This is a genomic window from Kribbella aluminosa (assembly GCF_017876295.1).
Taxonomy (GTDB): Bacteria; Actinomycetota; Actinomycetes; order Propionibacteriales; family Kribbellaceae; genus Kribbella; species Kribbella aluminosa.
Genome location: NZ_JAGINT010000002.1, coordinates 241,388 through 266,431, shown reverse-complemented (window position 1 = coordinate 266,431; position 25,044 = coordinate 241,388). Strand labels below are relative to the sequence as shown.

Genomic DNA, 25,044 nt, shown 5'->3' with positions numbered 1-25,044 from the left:
GACGGAATGCGTGCCGTTCCGGATGCTCGTAACGTTGTCGTGCAGTCGGCCCCGTCGTAGTACCTTCGCCACGTGACCGACTGTCCCCAGGAACCGTACTGGACGTTCCCGTACTTCCCGGCAGTGATCACCCGATCGTACGTGTGCAGCACGGTCAGCGAGACAGAGCTCGCCAGCGACTGCGACACTTCCAGCTTCGCCTTCGCGATGACGCCGCCCAGCTCTACCGAACCACCGGTCGAAATGGTGGCCGATGCGGTGTAGTTCTTCGTCAGACCAACGGTTAGATGTCCGCCTGGTCCATCCTTGAAGATGGGCAGACCGCCTGCCGGGACGAAGTACGAAGAATGTCGTACCACGTCGACGTCGGGCAGCCGTCGGTTGTCGCGGGCCCGGGGTCGGCCGATGCTGCTGTCGGAGCTACCGCGGCTAACGCGGTGAGCATCATGCCCCCTACAGTCATCGAAACTGTCTTGCGCATAAGACCCCCAGAGTTGAGAAAACGGAATACTTCACCTCGGATCTGGCGCGAAACGTAACACGGTGCAATGGGTCTGCAACATGATGTTGCACGTTCCTGCAATAACGCTCTATCTGGACGGCGAAGTTTAACTAGGGGCTGCGCGAAGGAAAGCCGCAGGTCGGAGCGGATCACTCGGGTCCGGAAGCCCGGCTCGGTGGTGCTGCACCTGACCCGCGCGGGGGTGACAATTCTGTTCCCAAGCTGACAGTGCGGGTTCGATTCCCGTCACCCGCTCCGTGGAGGGTGGTTCGAGCGTGACGCAGGCTGGGTACGCGATCTTTTTGAATGGTGGGTACGGCGTTGGTAAGTCGGCCGCGCTTGAGCATGTAGGTGACCTGCTCGCGCGGGCGGGGCGGCCGTTCAGTTTGATGGATGTCGACTGGTTTCACCGGTCCTGGCCGCCTGCTGAGCAGGGCAATGCGCTTGTTGAGGCGCACAACATTGCTGCGGTCTGGAAGGCGTACCGGTCTGTCGGGCCGCGCCAGTTGGTGATGTGCGGAGTGATCTCGACCGAGGCCGCCCGGGACCGGTACGCGGCCGCTGTCGAGTGTCCGGTGCGGACGGTTCGGCTCACGGCCGATCCGGGGATCGTCAGGAAACGGCTGCGGGGGCGGTACGGCGCGAGTCAGGCGGCTGCGCTCGAGTGGCACCTGGAGCGGTGCGATGAGATCGCTGCCCGGCTCGACGCTGCGGCGTTGGACGAAGCGGTCATCGACACCAGCACCCTCGGCCCGCTCGAGGTGGCTGAGCGGGTGCTGAGGCATTTCGGGGTTGGTTCAAACGGTTGACCCAGACCTGTTGCCTGGGTCAACCGATGGCCTGGACGGCTAGCTCCCGTAGACCTCGAGTTCGACGATCCGGGAGTAGGTGTGGTCGTTCCCATCGAGGCAGCGGATGCGTACGGCGTCGGCTCGGACCGGCGGGAATGTCGACGTGACGTGGCCGACGGTGTTGCCGCGGACCTGGGCGACGGTTTGCCACGCGCCGTCCACCTTGACCTGGACGTCCCAGTCGCGGAGGCCGTTCACGCGGGCGGGGTACTTCGCGGAGTCCAGGGTGTAGAGCTCGACCCGGTTGACGGTCGCGGGGGTCGACAGGGCGACGTCGTACGTGTCGGGGAACGCGGCGCGGGTGCCGTCGTTCCAGCCGGTCAGGGTGTCCCAGTGTTCGGAGTCCTTGTCGCCGTCGACAGCGCCGCAGAGGGTGAAGTTGCCGTGGGTGGAGGATGCGGTGGCCTGTTCGCCGAGGGCGAGGTTGTCGCCGGGGCCCTTCGCGGGTAGCGGCTCGACCGTGACCGGGACGTTCACGCGGGTGCGGTCGACCTGTACGCCGATCCGGTACAACCCGGGCTTCGCGTCCCGCGGTACCCGGACCTCGACCGGCGCGGTCACCGGCTGGTCGGGGTCGACGGCGGGCAGCCAGGACGAGAAGAGCGTGCGGGAGAGCTGCAGCGGACCGGTCGGCTCGAGTGTGAGGTCGGCGTACCGCGGCTTGGCGCCGGTGTTGGTCATCGTCAGGTTCAACACGCCCGGGAAGCACGGCAGGCCGACGACGCTCAGCTGCGTAGGTGCGACGCTCACCGCCACGTCGGAAGTTGCCGCAGGCATCGAACTCGAGCCGAGCAGTGCGGCGGCCGCGAGCGTGCCGGCCGCGACCACGGTCTGCCGGGGGATCCTCATGCCTGTACCTCCGCGATGCCGGGCCGGCCGTCCTCGACGAGGAGCTTGGCGCGGGTGCTGACGGTGCCGCCCTGGACGGACACCTTGTCGACGACGCGGTAGTCGGAGACCCACCGCTGGGGTGTGATGCTGCAGCTGACGTAGCCGCGCTGGAAGTTGCCGAACTTCATGTGCGGGTTCTCCCGGAGCAGAGTCGCGCCGCCGGCGTCCAGGTCCTCGCCGTCGATGCCGGAGGTGATCGACGTACCGACGAACTCGGCGCCGACGGTCGCGGAGGCCGGGTCGGAGAAGTCGAGCTTCAGGTCCGACGCCACGCTGCGGTGCAGGTCGCCGGCGATCGAGACCAGGTTGCGGACCTTGCGTTGCGCGGCGCCGCCGAGGACCCGGTTGCGGGACGCCTCGTACCCGTCCCAGGTGTCCATCGGGACCAGCACCCCGGGCCCGTCCTTCGTGTCGAGCCGGGCGATCGCGGTCTGGTGCGCCAGCACGTTCCACCGGGTCTGCGACGCCGCCCACCCGTCGAGCAGCCACTTCTCCTGGGCATCACCGGTGATCGTCCGAGAAGGGTCCTTCGTCTCCGGCCCGGGCGCCTTGGTCCCGTCGCCGTACGCCTGGTCGGACCGGTACTGCCGCGTGTCGAGCACGCTGAACTCCGCGAGCCGCCCGTACCGGATCCGCCGGTACAGCTGCATGTCCGGGCCCTTCGGGAGCTGCGCGAGCCGCAGCGGCATGTGCTCCCAGTACGCGCGGAACGCGTTGGCCCGCCGTACCAGGAACTGCGCCGGCGGCGCGCTCGGATGCGCCTCGTCGGCCCAGTTGTCGACCACCTCGTGGTCGTCCAGCGTGACGACCCACGGCGCGACCGCGTGCGCGTGCTGCAGATCGGGATCCAGCTTGTACGCCGCATACCGCTGCCGGTACTCGTCGAGCGTCACGGTCTGCTGGGTGATGTACGGCTCGTTCGAGTGCGGCCGGATGCCGCGGTCGATGCCGAACTCGTAGATGTAGTCGCCGAGGAAGAACACCACGTCGTGGTCCCGCTGGGCCATGTCGGCGTACGCCGTGTACCAGCCCTCCCACCACGCCTGGCAGGACGCGAAGGCCAGCGACAGCTCGGGCAGTACTGCGTCGTACGCCGGCGCCGTCTTGGTCCGGCCGGCCGGGCTGAGCTGCCCGTTCACGCGGAAGCGGTACCAGTAGTGCCGCCACGGCCGCAGCCCGCGGACGTCGACGTGCACCGAATGGCTCGACTCCGGCTGGGCCTTCGCCGTACCGGTCCGGACGACCCGGCGGAACTGCTCGTCCTCCGCGACCTGCCACTGGACCTCGACCGGCCGGCGGTCCATCCCGCCGAACGGCGCGAGTGGATCGGGGGCCAGCCGGGTCCAGATCACCACCGCGTCCGGCAACGGGTCGCCGGACGCGACGCCGAGCGTGAACGGGTCGCGCCGGTCCGGTCTGCCGGTCCAGCCGGCGGCCGCGGACCGGATCTCCGGGAGGCTGCCGGTCAGCGCGAGCGCCGCCGCTGCTCCGCTGACCGTGAGGAAGTTACGTCGTGTGCTCCGCATCGGCATCCACCCACCCGATCATCCCGAGGTGATCACATCCGTAACGCGAGATTACGAGAAGTTCACGTGATCGGGTGGGAAGATGACCGATACCGGCCTACTTTGCGGGCTGGGCCGTATTCGTGGTGCTGACCGGCACGGATGGCCGGTAGCCGGTCGGCTTGTGGTCGCAGGCGGTGAGTCCGAGAACGAGCGGTATGGCAGCGACGATGGCGATCGCGGCGCGGAGCTTCATGGCGGTTGTTCCTCCCCAGGTGATGCAGCCGCAGGAGTTTACGGTCTGGACCACCTGGGGAGGAAGGGATGTTGCAGCTAGTTGCAGCTAGTCCCCGCGCTTGACCGAGGCGAGCAGCAGCTGGGCGACGTCCTGGACCTCGACCTCTTCGCGGGCCGAGCCGTCGGCCTGCTTCGCGGTGAGGCCGTCGGACAGCATCACCCGGCAGAACGGGCAGCCGGTGGCGATCTTGTCGGCGCCGGTCTCGACCGCCTCGGTGGTGCGGTTCAGGTTGATCCGGGTGCCGAGCTTCTCCTCCATCCACATCCGCGCGCCGCCCGCACCGCAACAGAAGGACTTCGTCCGGTTTCGCGGCATCTCGGCGTACTCCGCGCCCGGAATGATGTCGAGGAGTTCGCGCGGGGCGTCGTACACCTGGTTGTGGCGACCGAGGTAGCACGGGTCGTGGTACGTGATCTTCTGGCCGTTGAGCGAGCTGTCGGCCGGCGCGACAGGGGTCAGCTTGCCGTCGCGGACGAGCCGGTTCAGCAGTTGCGTGTGGTGGATGACGTCGAGCTCGACGCCGAGCTGGGAGTACTCGTTCTTCAAGGTGTTGAAGCAGTGCGCGCAGGTCGAGACCACCTTGCGGACTCCTGTCTCCTTGAAGACCTCGGCGTTCTGCATCGCGAGCTGCTGGAACACGAACTCGTTCCCGGACCGCCGCGCCGGGTCACCGGTGCAGGTCTCGCCGTCACCCAGTACGGCGAAGGTCACGCCCGCGATGTTCAGCAGCTCCGCGACCGCCTGTGTGGTCTTCTTCGCGCGGTCCTCGAACGCTCCCGCGCAGCCGACCCAGAACAGGTAGTCGACCTCGTCCAGCGACTCGACGTCCGTCCCGACCTGCTTGACCTCGAACGGCAGGTCCTTGGCCCAGTCCATCCGGCCCGACGGGTTCATGTTCCACGGGTTGCCCTTGTTCTCCAGGCCCTTGAACAGCCCGTTGAGCTCGGACGGGAACGACGACTCGATCAGCACCTGATACCGGCGCATGTCCATGATCGCGTCGACGTGCTCGATGTCGACCGGGCACTGCTGCACGCACGCGCCGCACGACGTACAGGCCCAGAGCGCCTCCTCGTCGATGACCGCGACGTCCGCGGGGCCGACCAACGGCTTCTCCTGCTCGGCGAGCACCAGGTCAGGGAGCGACTTGCGCGCCTCGTCGTCGGCGGCCAGCAGGTACGGCGCCTTGGCGTACGCGTGCTCGCGCAGCCCCATCATGATCAGCTTCGGCGACAGCGGCTTGTCGGTGTTCCACGCTGGGCACTGCGACTGGCAGCGGCCGCACTCGGTGCAGGTGGTGAAGTCGAGCAGGCCCTTCCAGGTGAAGTGCTCGACCTTGCCGACGCCGAGCGCCGCGTCCTCGTCGAGCTCGTCGATGTTCTCGAAGTCGATCGGGGCGCCGTTCACCATGATCGGCTGCAGTGCGCCGAGCGCCGTACCGCCGTCGGCTTCTCGCTTGAACCAGATGTTCGGCCACGCGGTGAACCGGTGCCACGCGACACCCATCGTGGCGTTCAGCGAGATCGTGATCATCCAGGCGAACGAGATCAGGATCTTGATCATCGCGACCAGGAAGACCGCGTTCTCCAGGCCGTGCTCGCTCAGCCCGCCGAAGAGGCCGCTGCCGATGAAGAACGTCATCGGGTAGTGGAACTTCTCACCGTCGCCAAGTTGGTACTCGAGGCCGCGGAGCAGCGCGATGCAGATCAGTACGCCGAGGATCGTGTACTCGACGTAGTACGCCTGCCACGACGTCGAGCCGTAGAACCGGGACGAGCGCGGGTTGTCGCCCTTCGGCAGGTGCGTCAACCGGTAGATCATCAGCCCGATGATCGACAGCAGCCCGGTCCAGGTGAGTGCCTCGCTGACCCACTCGAACACGAACCAGTGGCCGATGACCGGCAGCGCCCAGTGCGGGTCGAAGAGCTGGCCGAACGCGGTCACCAGGGTGAGGAACAGCCCGATGAACCCGAACGCGACGAACCAGTGCATCACCCCGATGTGGCTCCACTGCAGCATCCGGGTGTGGCCGAGGGACTCCTTGACCAGGGTGAGGGTCCGCTTGCCCGGGTCGTCGGTCCGGGCGGCCGGCTGCCCGAGCTTGATCACGGACACGATGTGCCCGATCGTCTTGCCGAACAACGCGACGGCGACCAGGGTCACCGCGAGCGAGACGACGATGGCGAGGATCTGCATACCAGCGATGTTATTGGTTGGTTACTCAGCAGTCATGTCCTTGCGGCACTCGTCACGCCCGCGTGTTCCGGCTCACGTACCAGAAGTGAGCGGACCCAGCCACTCACCAGCCGGCTCGAGCCGGTCAGTCGACGAGCCGGGCGAGGCGGGCGGCGACCGCGGGCCGGCGGTTGTCGGTCCGCGCGAGCGCGAGCTCGAGGGCCTCGAAGATCTCCAGGTCCTCCGCCCCGGTCGGCGTCTGGGCGAAACGCCACAGCAGCTCGGGATCGTCGGTGTCGAGGGCGGCCCGGCGGAGCGTGGCGTCGAGCTCGTCGCGTTCGGACCGCAGGGCGGGCGCGTCGGACCGGGCGAGCAGCGGACCGGCGTACAGGTCGAGGGCCTTCGGCAGGTCTCCGCTGCGGAGGGCCTGCTGTACGTCGGTCACGTCGCCGGTGACGTCCGCGATGATCCGGTACGGCTTGGTGTCGAGGACGCCGCCGCCGAGCAGGTTCCGCAGCCGGTGCATCTCGGCGCGGACGGTCGTCGGGTTGCCCTCGTCGCCGTACAGCTGCAGCATCAACTGCTCGGCGGTCAGCCCGGTCGGATGCAGTAGTAACAGTGCGAGTACTTCGGCCCGGCGCAACGTGAGCGCGATCTCGCGGCCGCCGACGACCGCGATGGGCTGACCGGAGCCGAGGAGCTTCAGGCGCAAGGACGGGCGCGTACGGCGGACCGGCGTACCGGGCATTCGTAGCAGGTAGCCCTCGTCGAGGCGTTCGACGAGTCCTTCGCGGCCGTCGCCGAGGTCGATCCGCTCGGCGCCGTCCGGTACGACGAGGCGGTTCGGCAGCCATTCGAGCGGCTGGACCGCGAGCACCCGGCCGGTCGAGGTGAGCAAGGCACCGGGCGCGTCGCCGAGCGCCATCAGGTGCCGCATGTTGCGGGCGCGGAGCATCTCGTCGGCGGCCGCCATCCGGACCTTCAGCTGTCCTTCGGCGAGTTGGGCCGCGGCGGTGACGAGGGCGACCATCGCGGGATGGACGGTGCGCAGCGGTCCGGAGACGTCGACGGCGCCGAGCAGCTTGCCGGTGTCAGGGTCGTGGACGGGCGCGGCGGCGCAGGTCCATTCGTGGATGCGCCGTACCAGGTGTTCGGCGGAGTGGATCTGCACCGGCTCGCCGACCGCGAGCGCCGTACCCATGCCGTTGGTGCCGATCTTGTCCTCGGACCAGACCGCGCCCTCGGAGAGCGCGATCCGGTCCGCGGTGCGCTTCACGTCGGCGGCACCCTCGCGCCACAGGATGATGCCCTGCGCGTCGGTGATGATCATGATGTGCGACGCCTCGTCGGCGATCGACGTCAGCGTCTGCCGCAGTATCGGGAGGACGGCCCGCAGCGGGTGGTTGGCGCGGAGTTCCTCGACCATCCGTTGCTCGAGGATCATCGGCGGCAGGTCGAGGTCAGGGTCGACCGCGGCGGCCAGGGAGCGTTCCCAGGAGGCCGCCACCAGCGGGCGTGGGTCGGTCGCGGGGCGGCTCCCGCCGAGCACGTCGTCGTACAGCCCGCTCAACCGGCGGGCCTGCTCCGGTGCGTCCATACGACCTCACTCCACCGTGCAACGTCCGTGCAACGTCGGACTCCCTAGGTTCGGTCCAATGCCACATCCGTTGGAGGACCTATGACGATCTTCGCAGCTCCCGGGCAGGATGGCAGCCCGGTCGCGTACAAATCGAGGTACGAGCACTACATCGGTGGCGAATGGGTGCCGCCGGTCAAGGGCGGGTACTTCGAGAACCCGACTCCGGTCACCGGACAGACCTTCACCGAGATCGCCCGCGGTACGGCGGACGACGTCGAGCGCGCCCTCGACGCCGCCCACGGTGCCGCGCCGGCCTGGGGACGGACCTCGCCGGCCGAACGGGCGAACATCCTGAACAAGATCGCGGACCGGATCGAGGCCAACCTCGAACTGCTCGCGGTCGCCGAGAGCTGGGACAACGGCAAGGCCGTCCGTGAGACGCTGGCCGCCGACCTGCCGCTGGCGGTCGACCACTTCCGGTACTTCGCCGGCGCGCTCCGGGCCCAGGAGGGTTCGGTGTCGGTGATCGACGACGACACGATCGCGTACCACTTCCACGAGCCGCTCGGCGTGGTCGCACAGATCATCCCGTGGAACTTCCCGATCCTGATGGCGGTCTGGAAGCTGGCGCCCGCGCTGGCGGCCGGCAACGCCGTCGTCCTGAAGCCCGCCGAGCAGACCCCGGCCTCCATCCACGTGCTTCTCGAGCTCATCCACGACCTGCTGCCGCCGGGTGTGCTCAACGTGGTCAACGGGTTCGGTGTCGAGGCCGGCAAACCGCTTGCCTCAAGCAACAGAGTTGCCAAGGTCGCGTTCACCGGTGAGACCACGACCGGCCGGCTGATCATGCAGTACGCGTCCGAGAACATCATCCCGGTGACGCTGGAGCTCGGCGGCAAGAGCCCGAACGTGTTCTTCGCCGACGTCGCGTCCTCGAAGGACGACTTCTACGACAAGGCGCTCGAGGGCTTCACGATGTTCGCGCTGAACCAGGGCGAGGTCTGCACCTGTCCGTCGCGGGCGCTGATCCAGTCGTCGATCTACGACGGGTTCCTGGCCGACGCCGTCGGGCGCACCGAGGCGATCAAGCTCGGCAACCCGCTGGACACCGACACGATGATGGGCGCGCAGGCGAGCAACGACCAGTACGAGAAGATCCTCGCCTACATCGGGATCGGCAAGGAGGAAGGCGCCCGGGTGGTCACCGGCGGTGCCAAGGCCGAGCTGGACGGCGACCTGGCCGGCGGGTACTACATCCAGCCGACGATCTTCGAGGGCGACAACAAGATGCGGATCTTCCAGGAGGAGATCTTCGGCCCGGTCGTCTCGGTGACCAGGTTCGACGACTACGCCGACGCGATGAAGATCGCCAACGACACGCTGTACGGCCTCGGCGCGGGCGTGTGGTCGCGCGACATCAACACGGCGTACCGGGCCGGCCGCGAGATCCAGGCCGGGCGGGTCTGGACGAACAACTACCACGCGTACCCGGCGCACGCGGCGTTCGGCGGGTACAAGAACTCCGGCATCGGCCGGGAGAACCACAAGATGATGCTGGACCACTACCAGCAGACGAAGAACCTGCTGGTCAGCTACAGCCCTTCGAAGCTCGGGTTCTTCTGAGTGGTCGACAAGGTGTTGCTCACCGACGAGGCGGCGCAGTGGTTGCGCCGCCTCACCGGGATGCACGGTCCGCTGATGTTCCACCAGTCCGGCGGCTGCTGCGACGGCAGCTCGCCGATGTGCTACCCGGACGGGGAATTCAGAACGGGGGCTGCGGACGTGCATCTCGGTGACCTGGTCGTCGAGGGCGTGGACAAGCCGATCGGCTTCTGGATGGCCGCGAACCAGTACGAGTACTGGAAGCACACCCAGCTCACCGTCGACGTGGTGAAAGGCCGCGGCAGCGGATTCTCCGTGGAGGCCCCCGAGGGCGTCCGCTTCCTGATCCGCTCGCGCCTCTTCACCGACCAAGAGTCCGCGGAACTCGGACTCCTCTGAACGAGTGCCGCCCGTCCGGTGGCGTTGCCGGACGGCCGGCACTCTCTCAGATCTCCAGTGTGAGCGGATTTCCGGGGAGTACCGGGACGACGATCTCGTGTGCGTTGCCGTCGACGGTGACGGACTTGAGGTCCAGGTGGCCGGCTTCGCACGTGAGGGTGAGAGTGCCCGGCGTGTAGGCGGCGATTCCCCAGCCGGTGTCGGTGGTGAAAGGGAAGCGCCAGCTGTCGTTCGAGCGGGCCAGGTCCAGCGGGGCGCAGGTGATCGTCTTCGTGACGGCGTTGTAGCGGTAGCCGGTCAGGGCTTCCAGTACGGACCAGCCGGCGGCGTTGCGGATGTAGTGGTCGCCGCACTCGATCGGGTTGAACGGGTTGCGGCGGGTGCCGTCGTACCTGGTCCACATCCCTTGCAGGACGGCCATGCCCTCGTCCGTCAGGCCCTCGTACAGGCAGTGCGCGGCGAGCTGGTACTCCGAGCCGGTCCACACCTCGTCGCAGTACCGGGTGGGTACGTCGGGGCGTCCGCCGTGCGGCCAGGTGCACATGAGCAGGCCGGTGTCGTCGCCGTCGGCGAAGACGCGGTACGGGTGCTCGAAGTCGTGGAAGTCGGTGCGGAGGTTGTGCCGGACCACGTTGCGCAACGCCGTACGTACGTGGTCCTCCGGGAGCAGGTAGCCGAGGTCCAGCTGGTGTGCCCACCACTGGCCGATCAGCTGGTCAGCCAGGCAGCCGTCGCCCCATTGGAAGTCACGGGTCTCGTCCGGGTCCAGGATCTGGCGGTAGTACTCGCCTGTGAACAGGAGTTCGTCGTACGCCGTACTGCCGGTCTCGAAGAGCGTGCGGTACTGCTTGGGGTCCTCGTCCAGTAGTAGCGCCATCTCCTCGGCGGCACGGAGCGCGGCCAGCCAGAGGGTGCCCATGAACGAGTTGACGCCGCACAGGTCGATGTCGTGGGTGCTGGGCTGGATGCCGCGGAGCACGCCGTCTCTCAGCCACTTGGTGTGGACGTGGTCGAGGAGGCGTACGACGTTCGGCCAGCGGTGGCGGAGCCAGTCGAGGCCGGCGCCTTGGCGTACCTCTCTGTAGGTCTTGAGGACGTTGCCGAGCATGCCGTCGAGTGCGGGTTCCTCGGGGCCGCCGATGACCACGTCCCAGAGTTGCTTCATGTAGAGCGGGGCGCGGACGCGGTGCGGGAGGTAGCCCTCGGGGGCCTGCATGACGTCGTACTCGGTGTCACGCATGTTCTGCTCGAGCGACGGGAAGAGGCGGGAGAGGGTCTGCTCGTAGTTCCAGACGTGGGTGCAGTTGAGCGGGCACGACCCGCCGTACCGGCCGCCCCACATGACGGTGGAGGCGCCGAGGACGCCTTCGAAGCCGAGTACGTCGCCTTGGGCGGTTCGGAAGACGGTGGGGCTGCGTACGTCGGCCGCCAGGGCTGCGAGTCGTGCGCCTGCTTCGCCGGGGAGGGTGCTGTTCTCGAACGCCTCGGTCCAGCTGGTGGTCAGGTTCTGCAGCTCGTCCCAGTGGTGGATGAAGTGCTCGGCCGCGGCGACGGCGTCCGGGGTACGGCGGGTGTAGGCGTTGCCGAGCCAGAAGCGGCTGTGGCCGTACTCCGGGTGCGGGCCGAACTGGTTGAAGTCGACATATCGGTTCGGGAAGTGCCAGGCGATGAGGAACCGGAACTGCTTGGTCTCTCCGGGCTCCAGGTGGAACGGGACGGCCAGCCCGCCGTTCCAGGTGCTGCCTGGCGCGCTGGCGCCGCCCGCCGGGGTGGTCGGGCCGTTGAGGAAGGCAACGAACTCCTCCGGCCTCGTCCACTGCGGGTGAGCGAAGGCCTCGCTGTCGGCGGCAAGCACCATCTGCCCAGCACCGGGATGGTCCATGGGCAGGCTGCCGTTGTCGAACACCACCGAACTCCACCCACCCGGGCCATGCGCGCGGCCCCCGCTCATGCGCAGCTGGCGGGTGCTGTTGGTGTTGCCGCCGTACAGGCTGCAAGAAGTGCCTTGGACAGGGGTGATGCCGTCCCAGCCGACGGTGTTCTGGAGGGCGGCAGCCAGCTTGCCGTGGAGCGCGATGGGGCCGGGGTTGTGAAGGGTGAAGGTGAAGCCGACCACCGGTTGAGAGCTCGCGTCGGCGTCACCCGGCACCAACGGGTTGAACACGTCGAGGGCCAGCTCGATCGGTAGGTCCGTGTCGTAGTCCACGTGTGCCTGGGGATACGTAGCGGTCACCCTGGTAGGGCCGATCGGGCGGATGACCTCGTTCAGCTGCTGTTCTCCGGCAGGCACCACGTCGTCCGTCACCAGGGGCGTGTTGGACGGTGTAGCAGGCGGTCCTTGGAGCAGGCGTACTTCGTCCAGCGGCGGCTCCACGCGGGACAGGCGGAGGGCGAAGAAGCTGTTCGGTACGTGGCCCTCGTGGTTGCCGACGTTGTGTAGTTGCCACTGGCGGAGCGCACCGTTGCCGGCCAATGCGACGGTGCCGGTGCCGAGACCTCCCAGCGGCAGTGCGAAGTGTCGAAGGGTGTCACCGGTGTAGTGCATGTTTCTCCGTCCATGTACCAGCAGAGGCGAACAACGCAACAGGCCCTGGGGCGAGTAGCAACAGTGAAGCGGTAACAGAGGTGCCGAGCAGCAGCGCGACAAAGGCAAGCGCCAGTACGCCGAGAGGAACCAGCGGGGCACGGGCCACCAGGTGGAGCGCGGTGAACCACAGCTGCTTCCCACGCAACCCAGCAGTCACCCGAAGACTGAAGGCGTAGCAGGAAGCGAGCAGTAGCAGCACACTCGCACACCCGCTAACAGCGAGCGGGACCGCGAAGACCGCGCTGGAGGGGAGCGGCCAGCTGCCCGAGCCGGCGAACAGCTGCCAGTTCAACAACCCCACAGCAACCACAACCCCCGGCACCACCCCGACCGCCAGCCCGGCAACAGCATGCCTCCGAACGTTCCTGAGCAGCACCGGGACCCCAGTGGGTTCCGCTCGCACAACCGCGTCCGTCGTCGCGATAACTGCTCCCCAGACCGGCGAGATGACGAGTGCACCAAGGAGAACGCTGAGCGGTGAGACCCCAGGACTGACCAGAACGACGAGGCCGGCGGCGGTGCAGATCAGTACGCCGGTGGCGGCCAGGAGGGGGAGTTCGTGCCAGAGGGCTCTGAACGCCGCAGGCAGGTGCCCGGTCATGCGCGCAGCCCCGTGGTGGCGATCGACGCGATGAACGAGCGCTGGAAGATCAGGAACAGGATCAGGATCGGCAGCACCACCAGCGTGATAGCGGCGAACAGTACGACGGCCGGCCCGCCGCCGACCGCGCCCTGAAGCGACACCAAACCCACCGGCAGCGTCATCTTCTCCGGAGTCGACAGGAAGATGTACGGCCAGAAGAAGTTGTTCCACGACGCCTCGAACACGAAGATCCCGAGCGCGGTCAACCCAGGCCGGGCCAGCGGCAGGATCACCCGGAACAGGATCCAGAAATGCCCCGCGCCGTCCATGATCGCGGCCTCGTCCAGCTCGCGCGGGATCGAGGAGATGTACTGCCGCAGGAAGAAGATCCCGAACACGTTCACCAGCGCCGGCAACCAGATCGCCACGGTCGTGTCCACCAGATGTAACCAGCGCATCATGATGAAGATCGGTACGACGGTCAGCTGCACCGGCACCACCAACGCCGCCAGCAGCACCGAGAAGATCTGATCCCGCCCCGGAAACCGCAGCCGGTTGAACGCGTACGCCGCCATCGCGCTCGTGAACAACGCCCCCGCCGTCGTGAGCACCGCGATCTGCAGACTGTTCCACGCCATCCGGGCGAACGGGATCAACCCTGGCACCTGATGGAAGTTCTGCAACGTCGGCGGGTTCGGAATCCACTGCGGCGGCAGCTGGAACGCGTTGATCGGCTCCGACAGCGCGTTCACGACCAGCCACACCAGCGGCGCGATCATCACCAGCCCGCCGAGCACCAGCACCAGGTCGAGCAGCTTGCCCCTCATTGATGCACCCACCGTCGGCTCAGCCGGAACTGCAGACCGGTGACGACCATGATCACCACGAACAGTACGAGCGACAGCGCCGCGGCGTACCCGACCTCGAACGACTGGAAGCCCTTCTCGTACGTGTACTGCACGATGCTCCGCGTCGCGCCGTCCGGGCCGCCCTGGGTCATGATCACCATCGGGTCGAAGATCTGGAAGGCCCCGATGAACGTGATCACGGTGGCGAAGAAGATCGTCGGCGACATCACCGGCAGCGTCACGCTCCAGAACCGCCACCACGCGTTCGCACCGTCCACCCGCGCGGCCTCGTGCAGCTGTGCGGGCACGGTCTGCAGCCCGGCCAGCAGGATGATGAACGTGTACCCGATCGTGTGCCACCAGTCGACCACGATGAGCGTCGGCAACGCCCAGGTCGGCGACGCCAGCCAGTTGGTCGTCGTCGACAGGTAGTACGCCGCGATCCCGAACGTCGGATCCAGCACGTACTTCCAGATCAGCGCGACCGCCGCCCAGGACACCAGGAACGGGAAGAAGTACGCCGTCCGAACGAAGTACTTCGTGCCGCGGGTCATCGTCCGGTGGACGCCGAGCGCGAGCAGCATCCCGAGCCCGATGTGCGTGACGACCGAGGACAGCGCGAACACGAACGTGTTCAGCACCGCCCGGATCGTCGCGCCGTCGGTGACGAGCTGCTTGAAGTTGTCCAGCCCGGCGAATTCCGGCGTACTCAGCAGGTCCCAGTGGAACAGACTGAGGCCGAAGGCGGCGACCAGCGGCAGCGCGACGAAGACGACGAAGAGCAGAACAGCCGGGCTGATGAACAGGTAGCCGGGGAGCCAGTCCCTGCGCTGCGGTTTCAGACCAACCCCTCCAACGTCGTCTGCGCCTTGCCGAGCGCGTCGGCGGGTGCGGCGTTGCCGGTCAGTACCTGCTTCCAGCCGTCCTCGATCGCCTTCTGGATCGCGGCGCCCTTGTCCGGCGACGGGATCGGGGTCGCGTAGCTGAGCGCCTGGTACAGGTACTCGGTGCCCTTCGGCGCGTCCTCGAGGAAGGACTGGCTGTTCGCGATCGACTTCCGGGCCGGGACGATGGTGCCGCCGAGCTGCGCGAACGTCGACGAGCCTTCCTTCGAGATCAGGAACTTGATGAACGTCCAGGCGTCGTCCTTCTTCTTCGACGCCTTCAGGATCGGGTACCCGTTCCAGCCGACCGGCGAGCCTTGCTGCACCTTCGTCGGCCACGGCACGATGCCCATCTTCTGGGTGGCCTTCAGGTTCCGGATGCTGATGATCGGCCAGCGCCCGCCGCCGAACATCGCCAGCTTGCCCTGCGCCGCGGCCGTGAACGCGTCGAACGTGCCGCCGGGCGGCGGCGACAGCTTGTCCGCGACCAGCTTCCGGTTGAACTCGGCCGCCTCGATCGCCTTGGGATCGTCGTACGTCGGCTTCGACCAGTCGTCGGTGAAGCTGCTGGTGCCGTTGGTGAGCAGCCACGGCATGATCGCGGCGAAGTACGCCGAGTCGGCGGCGTACCCGAACGCGCCGGTCTTCGCCTTGATCTGCTCGCACGCGTGCCGGAAGTCGTCCCAGGTCCACTTCGCCGTCGGCTCCGGTACGCCGGCCTTCGCGAACAGGTCCTTCGAGTACCACATGCACATCGTGTTGAACTCGCCCGGCAGGTAGTACGTCTTGCCGTCGGTGGAGGCGTACTTCTTGTCCCACTCGATCAGGTTCGGGTTCAGGTCCGCGTAGTACTCGTCGATCGTCGACTGGTCCTTCTTGATGTAGTCGTCGAGCGGTGCGAGCAGGCCCTTGGACGCGAACAGCCGCTGGCCCTCGGTGGCGATCTGGATCACGTCCGGCACCTGGCCGCCGGCGATCCGGGTGGACAGCTTGTTGAAGAAGTCACCCCAGTTCGACAGCGGGATGCCCTCGGCCTTGAGCTTGATCTCCGGGTGCTGCGCGGTGAACTTCGCGAACAGCTTGTTCCAGGTCGCCTGCTGCTCCGCCGTACCCATGTAGACGAACGACAGCTCCTTTGACGAGGCCCCGCCGCCGCTCCCGCCACCGCCGCAACCGGCCAGCGCGGCGGCGACCGCGGTACCTCCGGTGGCCTGGAGAAACCGTCGGCGGCTCAGAAACCGGTGATCCATCAGTGGACCTCTCTGGATGGGAAATCGATTTCTCGGCAGCATAGTCCCGACCGCCGAAACGGTGTCAAGACTCGGGCGCCAGGAAACTCAGGGGGAATCCTTCACCGCCTCCGCAGCGCACGGTGACCGCGTGGTCACGGGGAAAATCCGGCCCCTCCGGGTCGGCTGTCACGGATCGGCCCATGACATTTGTCAGTGGTCCAACCGCTGGCTTCCGGCGCCGCCCCGGACGGACGATGCGAAGACCCCCCAAATCAAGCCGGCCTCCGCCCACTGGCCGATCGGGATGGTGTGCGGAGGCCTGCCCAACCTCGAGGAGTCCAGTTGAGGCAACGGATTCTCGTCTCCGCCCTGAGTGCCGGTGCGCTTGCCGTCGTCGGTGTGACCGCAGCGATGTCGAGCGCGTCGGGCGCGGTCGGCGCCGCCCCCACTCCCTATACCGCCGGCAAGCACGACGCGAAGGTCTGCTCGGCGGCCAGGTCCGCCCATACGGCGGTCTGCGACGCGATCAAACTCGTCGACGCCAACGGCTTCGCCCCGAAGTCCGCGGCTCCGCCGTCGACCGGCCTGACGCCGACCGGTCTGCAGGACGCCTACAAGCTCAAGGGCCTGAAGGCGAACGGACGTACGGTCGCGATCGTCGACGCGTACGGCTACCCGAACCTGGAGCGTGACCTCGGCGTCTACCGCTCGCAGTTCGGCCTGTCCGCCTGTACGACGGCCAACGGCTGCCTGAAGGTCGTCAACCAGACCGGCGGTACGTCGCTGCCGACCTTCAACGTCGGCTGGGCCGGTGAGCAGGCGCTCGACGTGGACGCGGTCTCGGCCGCTGCGCCGGACGCCAAGATCATCGTCGTCCAGGCCAATTCGGCAAGCTTCGCCGACCTCGGCACCGCGGTGCAGACGGCGGCCAAGCAGGCCGGAGTCGTTGCCATCTCCAACAGTTACGGCGGCGGCGACGCGGACGACACGACGTACGGCAAGTACTACAACCACCCGGGAATCGCGGTCACCGCATCGACCGGTGACAACGGTTACCAGGGCGGCAGCTACCCGGCGTCCTCGTCGTACACCACGGCCGTCGGCGGTACGTCGCTGGTTGCCGCGAGCAACAGTCGGGGCTGGAGCGAGTCCGTGTGGAGCGGCGCCGGTTCCGGTTGCTCGTCGTACAACACGGCGCTGAGTGCGGCGTCGTCGTTCGGCACCGGCTGCTCGAAGCGGGCGATGGCCGACGTGTCCGCCGCGGCCGACCCGGGCAAGGGCGGGATGGCGATCTACTACCCGACCAGCAAGACCGCGTCCACCTGGGCGCAGTTCGGCGGGACGAGTGAGTCGGCGCCGATCATCGCCGCGGTCTACGCGTTGTCCGGCAACACCACCGGCTACGCGAACGCGTTGCCGTACGGCCACGCGAGCTCGCTGTTCGACGTGACCAGCGGCAGCAACGGCTCGTGCCCGACGACCCAGTGGTGCAACGCGCGCACCGGCTGGGACGGCCCGACCGGCCTCGGTACCCCGAACGGCGCCGGCGCTTTCTGATCCGACGCAGGATTTGAACACTGGGAGCGACCGGGCGATTGCTACGTGCAATCGACCGGTCGCTCCCAGTACTGTTCCAAGCACGAAGGACAACCCTCGACTCCGCGGCAATCCGGTGATTTCTCTTCCCCGGACGCCCCCGCAGGCTTAAGGTCAGCCCCCGGGACGGGTCGTGGAGGGCGACCCGCTAACACGAACTCCATGGAGATTTGCTGTGACCACATCACGCAGAGGGCGGGGGCTCCTCGCAGTCTCCGCCGTCTCAGCGGCCGCCACTTTGCTGGCCATGACGGCCGGCGGTGCGAACGCCGTGCAGAATTCCGGTGCCGAAGGCAAGAAGCCGGCCCAGGCCGAGAAGCAGAACGCCGGCAAGGAGCGGAAGGGCAACTACGACGCCCGGACGCCGAACGCCAAGACCACCTACGCCCGGGCCGCCAAGGTCGGTGGCAAGGAGACCGCGGCGTCGAAGAAGTTCCGTGAGTCGCTCGGTGCCCAGGGCGTCGTCGAGGTCGACCCGAACACCGGGACCCCGGCGCAGGTCTCCAAGCTGAACGGCTTCCTGACCGGCAAGAGCGGCAAGAAGGCCGCCGACGTCGCGCTCGGCTACGTGAAGGCGCACCCGGAGGTCTTCAAGCTCTCCGACGCCGACCTCGGCACGCTGAAGCTGCGCAAGGACTACGTCGACGACCTCGGCACCCACCACATCTTCTGGTCGCAGGTGGTCGACGGCGTCGAGGTGTTCGGCAACGGCCTGAAGGCCAACGTCACCAAGCACGGCGAGCTGATCTCGCTGATGGGCTCGCCGGTCTCCGGCCTGACCGCCGCGGCCCAGTCCCGGTCCGCCGCGGCCGCACCGAACCTGTCCGCCACGGCGGCCCGCAGCGCCGCCATCGAGGACGTCGGCGGTACGGCGAAGTCCGCGACCGCGAGCACCGCCGGTGACAGCACGAAGTTCAGCAACGGCGACACCGCGAAGCAGGTGTGGTTCCACACCGCCGACGGGCTGCGCAAGGGCTGGCTGACCTACGTCAACGCCGGCGGCACCAAGATCTACAGCCACGTCATCGACGCCCAGACCGGCGGACTGCTGTACCGCAAGGACCTGGTCAGCGAGGCCAACGGCGACGCGCTGGTCCAGGACTACTACCCGGGTGCGGCCAAGGGCGGCACCCAGCGGGTCGAGAACCTGATCTACAACAAGTGGCTCCCGAAGACCGCCAAGACCCTGCTCGAGGGCACCTCGGTGTCGGCCTGGGCGGACATCTACGACGACAACCAGCCGCATCCGGAAGGTATCGTCAAGGTGCCCGGCACCAAGACCGGCGCCGAGTACAAGCTGACCAGCTTCCCGAAGGCGTCGTCGTTCTGCTCGGCCGCGTTCATCTGCACCTGGGACCCGGCGAAGCCGGACTCCTGGAAGACGAACATGAACCAGGACGTCACCAACGCGTTCTACCTGGCCAGCAACTACCACGACTGGCTGGCGAAGCCGCCGATCAGCTTCACCCCGGCGGCCGGCTCGTTCGACGCCGCGGGCGGCGACCCGGTGCTGCTGAACGCCCTGGACGGCGCGGCGACCGGAGCCAACGGCGGCCCCGACGCGAACCACCTCGACAACGCGAACATGTCGACCCCGCCGGACGGCACTCCGCCGACCATGCAGATGTACCTGTGGCACGCCCCGGGTGCGACCGACGCCCAGGACCCGTGGGTACCGTCCAGCGGTGCGAACGACGCCAGCATCCTGTACCACGAGTACACCCACGGTCTGTCGAACCGCCTGGTCGTCGACGCCACCGGCAACTCGACGCTGAACAGCATCCAGGCCGGCTCGATGGGTGAGGCGTGGAGCGACTTCTACGCGATGGACTACCTGGTCTCGCACGGCCTGGAGAAGGACACCACGAAGCCGGGCGAGGTACTCGAGGGCCGGTACGTCGCGCACGGCGACCTGTTCCGGACCGAGGCCATCGACTGCCGGGTACACGCGGTCAGCCCGAACTGCATCAAGGCGGATGGCTCGAAGGGCGGTTACACGTACGCCGACTTCCCGACCATCGGCGGCGCGCCCGAGGTGCACGCCTCCGGTGAGGTCTGGGCGCAGACCCTCTGGGACCTGCGCGAGCGCTTCGGCCGTCCGTACGCGATGAGCATCATCACCCGCGCGATGGAGCTGTCGCCGGCCGACCCGACGATGCTCGACATGCGGAACGCGATCGTCCAGGCCGACCTGGTCGCCAGCGGCGGCAAGAACGCCGACACCATCTGGACCGTGTTCGCCAACCGCGGCATGGGCTGGTACGCCGGTGTCGTCGACGGCGGCGACGCCTACCCGGCGCAGGACTTCCACAAGCCGCCGACAGGCGCCACCACCACGCTCAGCGGCAAGGTGACCGACAAGGACACCGGCGCCCCGATCGCCGGCGCGCTGGTCTACGTCGGCGGTCACTCCTCCGGTTACGCCGGCGACTACGCCGGTACGACCGATGCCCAGGGCAACTACGCCGTCGCGGGCGTTGCCCCCGGCACCTACCCGAAGGTCGTCGTCTCGGCCCCCGGGTACGAGCTGATCGTTCAGCCGGTGAAGGTCACGCCGGGCGCGAAGTCGAACTTCGTCCCGCGGCGTAACTGGGCGGCCTCGTCCGGCGGCGGCACGGTCGCCGGGTTCAACGGGCCGGACTTCAGCCCGCAGTGTGGGCCGGCGTCCGCCATCGACAACGCTCAGGGCACTGGCTGGGGCAGCACGACGGGTGACGACAAGGGCACGGCGACCAACCAGATGATCGCCAAGCACGTCGACGTCAAGCTGCCGGCGAAGGTCAACATCAGCAACTTCAACGTCGACCCGTCGAACACCTGTGGCGACCCGGGCAGCTCGTCCACCGGTCAGTACAAGATCGAGACCTCGGTCGACGGCACCACCTGGGCCACCGCGGCACAGGGCACCTTCGACGCCACCAACCGGGGCAAGTACAACCTGGTCGCCCCGACCGGCAACGCGACCGGCGTCCAGTACGTCCGGTTCTGGATGCTCAGCCCGCAGGTCCCGGACTTCCAGAACAACTGCCCGAACGGCGCGTTCGGCGGCTGCAAGTTCACCGACATGACCGAACTCCAGGTCTTCGGCACCAAGTAACACCTCCCCCCGCGAAGGCCGGCCGAGCACCCACTCGACCGGCCTTCCGGCATTCCACCCCGCCCCCGCCACCCACCCGCCCCCCGGCCCCTCCGCCCGGTCCTCCGCCCGGTCCTCCGCCCGGTCCTCCGCGCGGTCTCTCCGCGCGGGTCCCTCCGCGCGGGTCCCTCCGCGCGGTCCCTCGGCCCCGGCCCCCTCCGCCCCGCCACCGCGCCGCGCCGACCCGTGCTCGCGGCCCCGACCCGCCCCGGCGCCACGCCGACCCGCACCGACCCCACACTCGCCCGCGCCCGCGCCCACCACACCTGCGCCGACCTGCCCCGCGCCGACCTGCCCCGCGCCGACCTGCCCCGCGCCGCGTCCCGCGCGCCGCCCGGCTCGTGTCCATCCGGCTCGTGCCGGCCCGTGCGCGCCCCGACTACCGCGCGCTCACCGGATGCGCTAGCGGCGTACGGCCACCCGGCCCACAGCTCCCTCGGCTGCTCGTCGAGCCCCGCCTGGTCGGGTTCGACCGGCCGTGCGCGCCTCGGTGTTCGAGCGGGGGACCTGGGGAAGATCGTGTGCCGATTTGGGCAGAAATCCTCCCCGTCCCGCGGCGCGGAGGGTAGGCGCCTGGGGTTGCCTGTCGAGGTGGAGGGTTGCCCACTGAAAATATGAGGGGGCAACGCTCCAGCTCAGTGGGCAAGCAGGCCGGTCAGGTGGTCGGGGACGGCTTGGCGGGTGGGACGCGTTGGGCCCAGTCCGCCCAGTCTGCCGAGCCTGCCGAGTCCGCCTAGTCCGCCGAGTCCGCCTAGGCCGACCAGTCGGCGAGGGCGGAGTGCAGGCGGATGCCGGCCTTGATCGGGACCCGCATCGACTGGGTCGGCTCGTTGTAGCCGGACTTGCCGCGGTCGTTGCGGGCGGCGTACTCGGGGTACTGCTCGGCGAGGTCGGGTCGCCCTTCAGCCGGGCGTCGACCGGCCTCGGCCGCCGGTTCGCGCGCCTGCAGGTCGCGGCGGAGTCGGCGTTCGCGCTGCCCGCCCGCAGGGGTGCCGAGCCGATCGTCCGCCTGCCGTCGGGGCTGAACCCCTGACCGGTTACAACGACTGCTCACGAAGTACGATCTCGTACGCCGATCTCGTACGCCGATCTCGTACGCCGATCTCGTACGCCGATCTCGTACGCCGATCTCGTACGCCGATCTCGTACGCCGATCTCGTACGCCGATCTCGTACGCCGATCTCGTACGCCGATCTCGTACGCCGATCTCGTACGCCGATCTCGTACGCCGATCTCGTACGCCGATCTCGTACGCCGATCTCGTACGCCGATCTCGTACGCCGATCTCGTACGCCGATCTCGTACGCCGATCTCGTACGCCGATCTCGTACGCCGATCTCGTACGCCGATCTCGTACGCCGATCTCGTACGCCGATCTCGTACGCCGATCTCGTACGCCGATCTCGTACGCCGATCTCGTACGCCGATCTCGTACGCCGATCTCGTACGCCGATCTCGTACGCCGATCTCGTACGCCGATCTCGTACGCCGATCTCGTACGCCGATCTCGTACGCCGATCTCGTACGCCGATCTCGTACGCCGATCTCGTACGCCGATCTCGTACGCCGATCTCGTACGCCGATCTCGTACGCCGCGTCTGGCCGCCACCGAGGACCTGGCCGCCTCCGAGGTCCTGGCCGCCACCGAGGTCCTGGCCGCCATCGAGGTCCTGGCTGCCGTCCGGATCCTGGACAATGGGATGTAAGTGTAGTGACCTAGTCTAGTTTCGAGGGCGTGGAGCCTGACGCGCAACGACGCCCGGCTCGCCTACCGAGGCGGGCCGGCGACCGAGCCGCGTTCGATCAGGGTCGGCGTCAGCGTGGTGCGGCGGACGCGGCGGTTCGTGTCGACGGCGGAGGTGACGCGCGCGACGACGTGGCTGACCAGGTCGTCGAGTGGCCAGTGGAACGTCGACAGCGGCGGTGTCAGCAGTTGCGACATCGGCTGGTCGTCGTACCCGAGCAGCGACAGGTCGTCCGGGATGCGCAGCCCGAGCTCCCGGCCGGCGGCGTACACCCCGAAGGCCATCGAGTCCGCGAGCGCGAGGATGCCGGTCGGCCGGTCGGCGCCGGTGAGCAGCGTGCGGGCGACCTCGGTCGCGCCGGGCAGGTCGTGCGGGCACTGCAGCAGCCGGATCCTCAGGCCGAGGTCGTGAGCCACCCGCTGCGCGATCTCCTCGGCGGGGCGCTCCACCTCGAGGCGCCGGGTCGGGCTCAGTACGGCGATGTCGCGGTGGCCGGCGTCCGCGAGCCGGCGCAGCGCCGTACTGACGCCGGTCTCGTTGTCGAGGATCACCTCGGACTTCGCCTTCGCGCCGGGCAGCGCGTCGCCGATCGCGATCACCGGCACCTGGCGGGCGATCTCCGCCCAGGCCTTCGCGGCCGGGTCGATCGGCACCACGACGATCGCGTCGGCGCGGTGGTCGACCAGGTGCTGGGCGAGCTCGAGCTGCCGGTCGGCGTCGCCGGCCGAGTCGATGATCCAGGCGTTCCGGTCCGGGGCGAGCAGCTCCCGACCGAGGGCGGCGGCGACGCGTTGCTGCCAGAGGTCCTCGAGCGAGGCACAGAGCACGCCGATCGAGCCGCTGCGGCCCGAGGCGAGCGCGCGGGCGACCGGATCGGCCTGGTAGCCGAGCCGTTCGGCGGCCTCCTGGACCCGCTGCCGGGTCTCGGGCGTGCCGTGCAGACCGCGCAGCGCGTACGACACCGCGGCCATCGAGAGCCCGGTCTCGGCGGCGATGTCCTTGAGGGTTGGCCTCCGGCTCGTTCCGGACATGTCCACGACCTTAGAGCATGGACCCCGATCCACGCTGGACAGAAACTTGACAGGGGCGCCTTTGAAGCGCTTCACTCTATTCATCCTGAAGCGCTTCAATCTGATCAAATCGGTGGGAGGAGACGGTGATGATCGACGTTCACCAGCACCTCTGGCCGGAGGCTTTCGTGGACCGGCTGCGGGCCCGTCGCGAGCCGCCGTACCTGGACGGTTGGACCCTGCACACCGCGACCGAGGCGCCGTACGACGTGGATCCGGCGGCGCACGAGCTCGGCAAGCGGGTCGCCGTCGAGCAGGACGCCGGTACGACGCTGGCGGCCGTGTCGCTGTCGAGCCCGCTCGGTGTCGAGGAGCTCGGCGACCTGGAGCTGCTCGCCGCCTGGCACGACGGGGCGGCCGCGTTCCCGGCGCCGTTCCGCGCCTGGGCCTCCGTCAACCTGGTCGATCCCGATGCGGAAGAGCTGAAAGGCCTTCTGGACAAGGGCTTTCTTGGTCTCCAGCTACCGGCTCACGTGCTCGGCGCGCCATCCGCGTGGGAGGTGCAAGCCGACCTGCTGCGAGCAGCTGAAGAGCTGGGGAAGCCGGTCCTCGTTCATCCCGGTGTGGCTCGATCGACCGCGGCGCAGGGGTGGTGGGCGCCGGTCGTCGACTACACGACGCAGCTGCAGGCCGCGTGGTGGGCGTGGCACGCGTTCGGGGGACGGCGTACTTTCCCCGGCCTCCGGCTCTGCTTCGTCGCCGCCGCCGGTCTCGCCCCGGTGCATCACGAACGGCTGACCGCGCGCGGCGGCCGGCTCGGCACCATCGACCCCAACCTGTACGTCGACACCTCGAGCTACGGCCCGCAGGGGATCGACGCGGTCGCGCGGGTGCTCGGTATCGACCAGGTCGTGCACGGCACGGACCGGCCGTACGCCGACATCACCGACCTCCGCCAAGGCGCCGCCGCAACCGCGGTGATCCGCCACAACAACCCACACCGGCTGCTCTTCGGCACCGGTACACCTACTCCTGAGAGGGGAGTGCAGTGACTGCTCAGCCAATCGACGTACCCAACGTCCCGGCGCGCCAGGCCAACCGGCTCGTGGAGCTCAACAACTGTCTGTCGCTGGACGACCTTCCGGGCCGCGACCTGACGCCGGCGGAGCTGTCCGAGCTCGCCGCGTCGATCGCCGCGCAGCCGCACCTCTGGGAGGATCAGGTCGCGTACAGCGACGAGGAGCGGGTCTTCGCGTCGCTGCACCGGGACGCCAACGTCGACGTCTGGCTGATCTGCTGGACGCCCGTGAACGACACCGGCTGGCACGACCACGACGTCTCCTCCGGCGCGGTAGCCGTTGCCCGGGGCAAGCTCGTCGAGCACAACCTGGCGATCGGGACGGCCGCCGTCGAGACCGAGGTGGAGGCGGGTGACGTGTACGGCTTCGGCCCCGACCACATCCACCGCCTGACCGGCCTCGACAAGGGCAGCGTCACCGTCCACGCCTACAGCCCGCCGCTGTGGCGGATGGGCCAGTACTCGGTGAAGGACGGCGTACTCCGCCGCGTCTCCGTCTCGTACGCCGACGAACTCCGCCCGATCGACTGATCACCACCTCGA

At 68.3% G+C, this 25,044-nt stretch carries 20 protein-coding genes; 8 read left to right on the top strand and 12 right to left on the bottom strand.

Translation table 11 applies throughout. The features are described 5' to 3' along the window. Positions 1 to 72 precede the first annotated feature (72 nt). Both JOF29_RS22555 and JOF29_RS22550 read left to right on the top strand, forming a co-directional pair. Positions 73 to 264 (top strand): hypothetical protein, encoded by a 192-nt coding sequence (locus JOF29_RS22555; RefSeq protein ID WP_209696474.1) that lies wholly within the window; start codon positions 73 to 75, stop codon positions 262 to 264. Between the two features lie 513 nt (positions 265 to 777). Beyond that, positions 778 to 1,311, top strand: a complete 534-nt coding sequence (locus JOF29_RS22550) for a hypothetical protein (RefSeq protein ID WP_209696473.1) — start codon at positions 778 to 780, stop codon at positions 1,309 to 1,311. Positions 1,312 to 1,350: 39 nt separating this feature from the next. On the opposite strand, the gene JOF29_RS22545 is transcribed toward JOF29_RS22550, so the two are convergent. The 5 genes from JOF29_RS22545 to JOF29_RS22525 form a co-directional block, all read right to left on the bottom strand. Continuing rightward, complete coding sequence (locus tag JOF29_RS22545) at positions 1,351 to 2,202, bottom strand: discoidin domain-containing protein (RefSeq protein WP_209696472.1); 852 nt, start codon at positions 2,200 to 2,202, stop codon at positions 1,351 to 1,353. Then, positions 2,199 to 3,776, bottom strand: a complete 1,578-nt coding sequence (locus JOF29_RS22540; protein WP_209696471.1) for an alkaline phosphatase D family protein — start codon at positions 3,774 to 3,776, stop codon at positions 2,199 to 2,201. Before JOF29_RS22540 ends, JOF29_RS22545 begins: the two co-directional genes overlap by 4 nt. Positions 3,777 to 3,867: 91 nt before the next feature. Beyond that, entirely contained in the window at positions 3,868 to 4,005 is a 138-nt protein-coding gene (locus JOF29_RS22535; RefSeq protein WP_209696470.1) for a hypothetical protein, read from the bottom strand. A gap of 87 nt (positions 4,006 to 4,092) precedes the next feature. Next, positions 4,093 to 6,243, bottom strand: coding sequence for a (Fe-S)-binding protein (locus JOF29_RS22530; protein ID WP_209696469.1), 2,151 nt, complete (start codon positions 6,241 to 6,243; stop codon positions 4,093 to 4,095). A 124-nt stretch (positions 6,244 to 6,367) separates the two neighbouring features. Beyond that, positions 6,368 to 7,819, bottom strand: a complete 1,452-nt coding sequence (locus JOF29_RS22525; RefSeq protein ID WP_209696468.1) for a GAF domain-containing protein — start codon at positions 7,817 to 7,819, stop codon at positions 6,368 to 6,370. Between the two features lie 81 nt (positions 7,820 to 7,900). Here JOF29_RS22525 and adh point away from each other — a divergent pair, with 81 nt between their 5' ends. Together adh and JOF29_RS22515 are read left to right on the top strand one after the other, a co-directional pair. Continuing rightward, positions 7,901 to 9,424, top strand: a complete 1,524-nt coding sequence (gene adh, locus JOF29_RS22520) for an aldehyde dehydrogenase (RefSeq protein WP_209696467.1) — start codon at positions 7,901 to 7,903, stop codon at positions 9,422 to 9,424. Continuing rightward, entirely contained in the window at positions 9,425 to 9,802 is a 378-nt protein-coding gene (locus tag JOF29_RS22515) for a DUF779 domain-containing protein (protein WP_209696466.1), read from the top strand. It abuts the gene before it with no gap. Between the two features lie 46 nt (positions 9,803 to 9,848). Here the strand turns inward: JOF29_RS22515 and JOF29_RS22510 are convergent, their stop codons facing one another. The 5 genes from JOF29_RS22510 to JOF29_RS22490 all read right to left on the bottom strand — a co-directional run bounded on the left by JOF29_RS22510 (position 9,849) and on the right by JOF29_RS22490 (position 15,954). Then, the gene (locus JOF29_RS22510) at positions 9,849 to 12,347 is read right to left on the bottom strand and encodes a GH116 family glycosyl-hydrolase (protein WP_209696465.1); all 2,499 of its coding nucleotides are present in this window, start codon (positions 12,345 to 12,347) and stop codon (positions 9,849 to 9,851) included. Continuing rightward, entirely contained in the window at positions 12,331 to 12,990 is a 660-nt protein-coding gene (locus tag JOF29_RS22505) for a hypothetical protein (protein ID WP_209696464.1), read from the bottom strand. The genes JOF29_RS22510 and JOF29_RS22505 overlap by 17 nt, the downstream gene beginning before the upstream one ends. After that, positions 12,987 to 13,799 carry a carbohydrate ABC transporter permease gene (locus JOF29_RS22500; RefSeq protein ID WP_209696463.1) on the bottom strand — a complete coding sequence of 271 codons (813 nt, stop codon included), beginning with the start codon at positions 13,797 to 13,799 and terminating at the stop codon, positions 12,987 to 12,989. Before JOF29_RS22500 ends, JOF29_RS22505 begins: the two co-directional genes overlap by 4 nt. Next, complete coding sequence (locus JOF29_RS22495; protein ID WP_307863607.1) at positions 13,796 to 14,461, bottom strand: carbohydrate ABC transporter permease; 666 nt, start codon at positions 14,459 to 14,461, stop codon at positions 13,796 to 13,798. Before JOF29_RS22495 ends, JOF29_RS22500 begins: the two co-directional genes overlap by 4 nt. A 197-nt stretch (positions 14,462 to 14,658) precedes the next feature. Continuing rightward, positions 14,659 to 15,954, bottom strand: coding sequence for an ABC transporter substrate-binding protein (locus tag JOF29_RS22490; protein WP_209696462.1), 1,296 nt, complete (start codon positions 15,952 to 15,954; stop codon positions 14,659 to 14,661). 324 nt (positions 15,955 to 16,278) lie between these two features. Here JOF29_RS22490 and JOF29_RS22485 point away from each other — a divergent pair, with 324 nt between their 5' ends. Together JOF29_RS22485 and JOF29_RS22480 are read left to right on the top strand one after the other, a co-directional pair. Then, complete coding sequence (locus JOF29_RS22485; RefSeq protein WP_209696461.1) at positions 16,279 to 17,493, top strand: S53 family peptidase; 1,215 nt, start codon at positions 16,279 to 16,281, stop codon at positions 17,491 to 17,493. Between the two features lie 286 nt (positions 17,494 to 17,779). Then, positions 17,780 to 20,629 carry a M36 family metallopeptidase gene (locus tag JOF29_RS22480; RefSeq protein ID WP_245359375.1) on the top strand — a complete coding sequence of 950 codons (2,850 nt, stop codon included), beginning with the start codon at positions 17,780 to 17,782 and terminating at the stop codon, positions 20,627 to 20,629. Positions 20,630 to 21,419: 790 nt separating this feature from the next. Here JOF29_RS22480 and JOF29_RS22475 read toward each other — a convergent pair. Both JOF29_RS22475 and JOF29_RS22470 read right to left on the bottom strand, forming a co-directional pair. Further along, the gene (locus tag JOF29_RS22475) at positions 21,420 to 22,331 is read right to left on the bottom strand and encodes a hypothetical protein (RefSeq protein WP_209696459.1); all 912 of its coding nucleotides are present in this window, start codon (positions 22,329 to 22,331) and stop codon (positions 21,420 to 21,422) included. Between the two features lie 105 nt (positions 22,332 to 22,436). Then, positions 22,437 to 23,444 (bottom strand): LacI family DNA-binding transcriptional regulator, encoded by a 1,008-nt coding sequence (locus JOF29_RS22470; RefSeq protein ID WP_209696458.1) that lies wholly within the window; start codon positions 23,442 to 23,444, stop codon positions 22,437 to 22,439. A gap of 128 nt (positions 23,445 to 23,572) precedes the next feature. Here JOF29_RS22470 and JOF29_RS22465 point away from each other — a divergent pair, with 128 nt between their 5' ends. Then, complete coding sequence (locus JOF29_RS22465) at positions 23,573 to 24,475, top strand: amidohydrolase family protein (protein WP_209696457.1); 903 nt, start codon at positions 23,573 to 23,575, stop codon at positions 24,473 to 24,475. Further along, positions 24,472 to 25,032 (top strand): cysteine dioxygenase, encoded by a 561-nt coding sequence (locus JOF29_RS22460; protein WP_209696456.1) that lies wholly within the window; start codon positions 24,472 to 24,474, stop codon positions 25,030 to 25,032. The genes JOF29_RS22465 and JOF29_RS22460 overlap by 4 nt, the downstream gene beginning before the upstream one ends. Positions 25,033 to 25,044: the final 12 nt, after the last annotated feature.

Bases quoted from the DNA above. Each gene is read 5' to 3' on its own strand.
- JOF29_RS22480 (WP_245359375.1), top strand. From the start codon at position 17,780: ATGACGGCCGGCGGTGCGAACGCCGTGCAGAATTCCGGTGCCGAAGGC.
- JOF29_RS22470 (WP_209696458.1), bottom strand. From the start codon at position 23,444: ATGTCCGGAACGAGCCGGAGGCCAACCCTCAAGGACATCGCCGCCGAG.
- JOF29_RS22540 (WP_209696471.1), bottom strand. From the start codon at position 3,776: ATGCCGATGCGGAGCACACGACGTAACTTCCTCACGGTCAGCGGAGCA.
- JOF29_RS22475 (WP_209696459.1), bottom strand. From the start codon at position 22,331: ATGGCGGCCAGGACCTCGGTGGCGGCCAGGACCTCGGAGGCGGCCAGG.
- adh (WP_209696467.1), top strand. From the start codon at position 7,901: ATGACGATCTTCGCAGCTCCCGGGCAGGATGGCAGCCCGGTCGCGTAC.
- JOF29_RS22505 (WP_209696464.1), bottom strand. From the start codon at position 12,990: ATGACCGGGCACCTGCCTGCGGCGTTCAGAGCCCTCTGGCACGAACTC.
- JOF29_RS22535 (WP_209696470.1), bottom strand. From the start codon at position 4,005: ATGAAGCTCCGCGCCGCGATCGCCATCGTCGCTGCCATACCGCTCGTT.
- JOF29_RS22530 (WP_209696469.1), bottom strand. From the start codon at position 6,243: ATGCAGATCCTCGCCATCGTCGTCTCGCTCGCGGTGACCCTGGTCGCC.
- JOF29_RS22465 (WP_209696457.1), top strand. From the start codon at position 23,573: ATGATCGACGTTCACCAGCACCTCTGGCCGGAGGCTTTCGTGGACCGG.
- JOF29_RS22500 (WP_209696463.1), bottom strand. From the start codon at position 13,799: ATGAGGGGCAAGCTGCTCGACCTGGTGCTGGTGCTCGGCGGGCTGGTG.
- JOF29_RS22510 (WP_209696465.1), bottom strand. From the start codon at position 12,347: ATGCACTACACCGGTGACACCCTTCGACACTTCGCACTGCCGCTGGGA.
- JOF29_RS22545 (WP_209696472.1), bottom strand. From the start codon at position 2,202: ATGAGGATCCCCCGGCAGACCGTGGTCGCGGCCGGCACGCTCGCGGCC.
- JOF29_RS22525 (WP_209696468.1), bottom strand. From the start codon at position 7,819: ATGGACGCACCGGAGCAGGCCCGCCGGTTGAGCGGGCTGTACGACGAC.
- JOF29_RS22490 (WP_209696462.1), bottom strand. From the start codon at position 15,954: ATGGATCACCGGTTTCTGAGCCGCCGACGGTTTCTCCAGGCCACCGGA.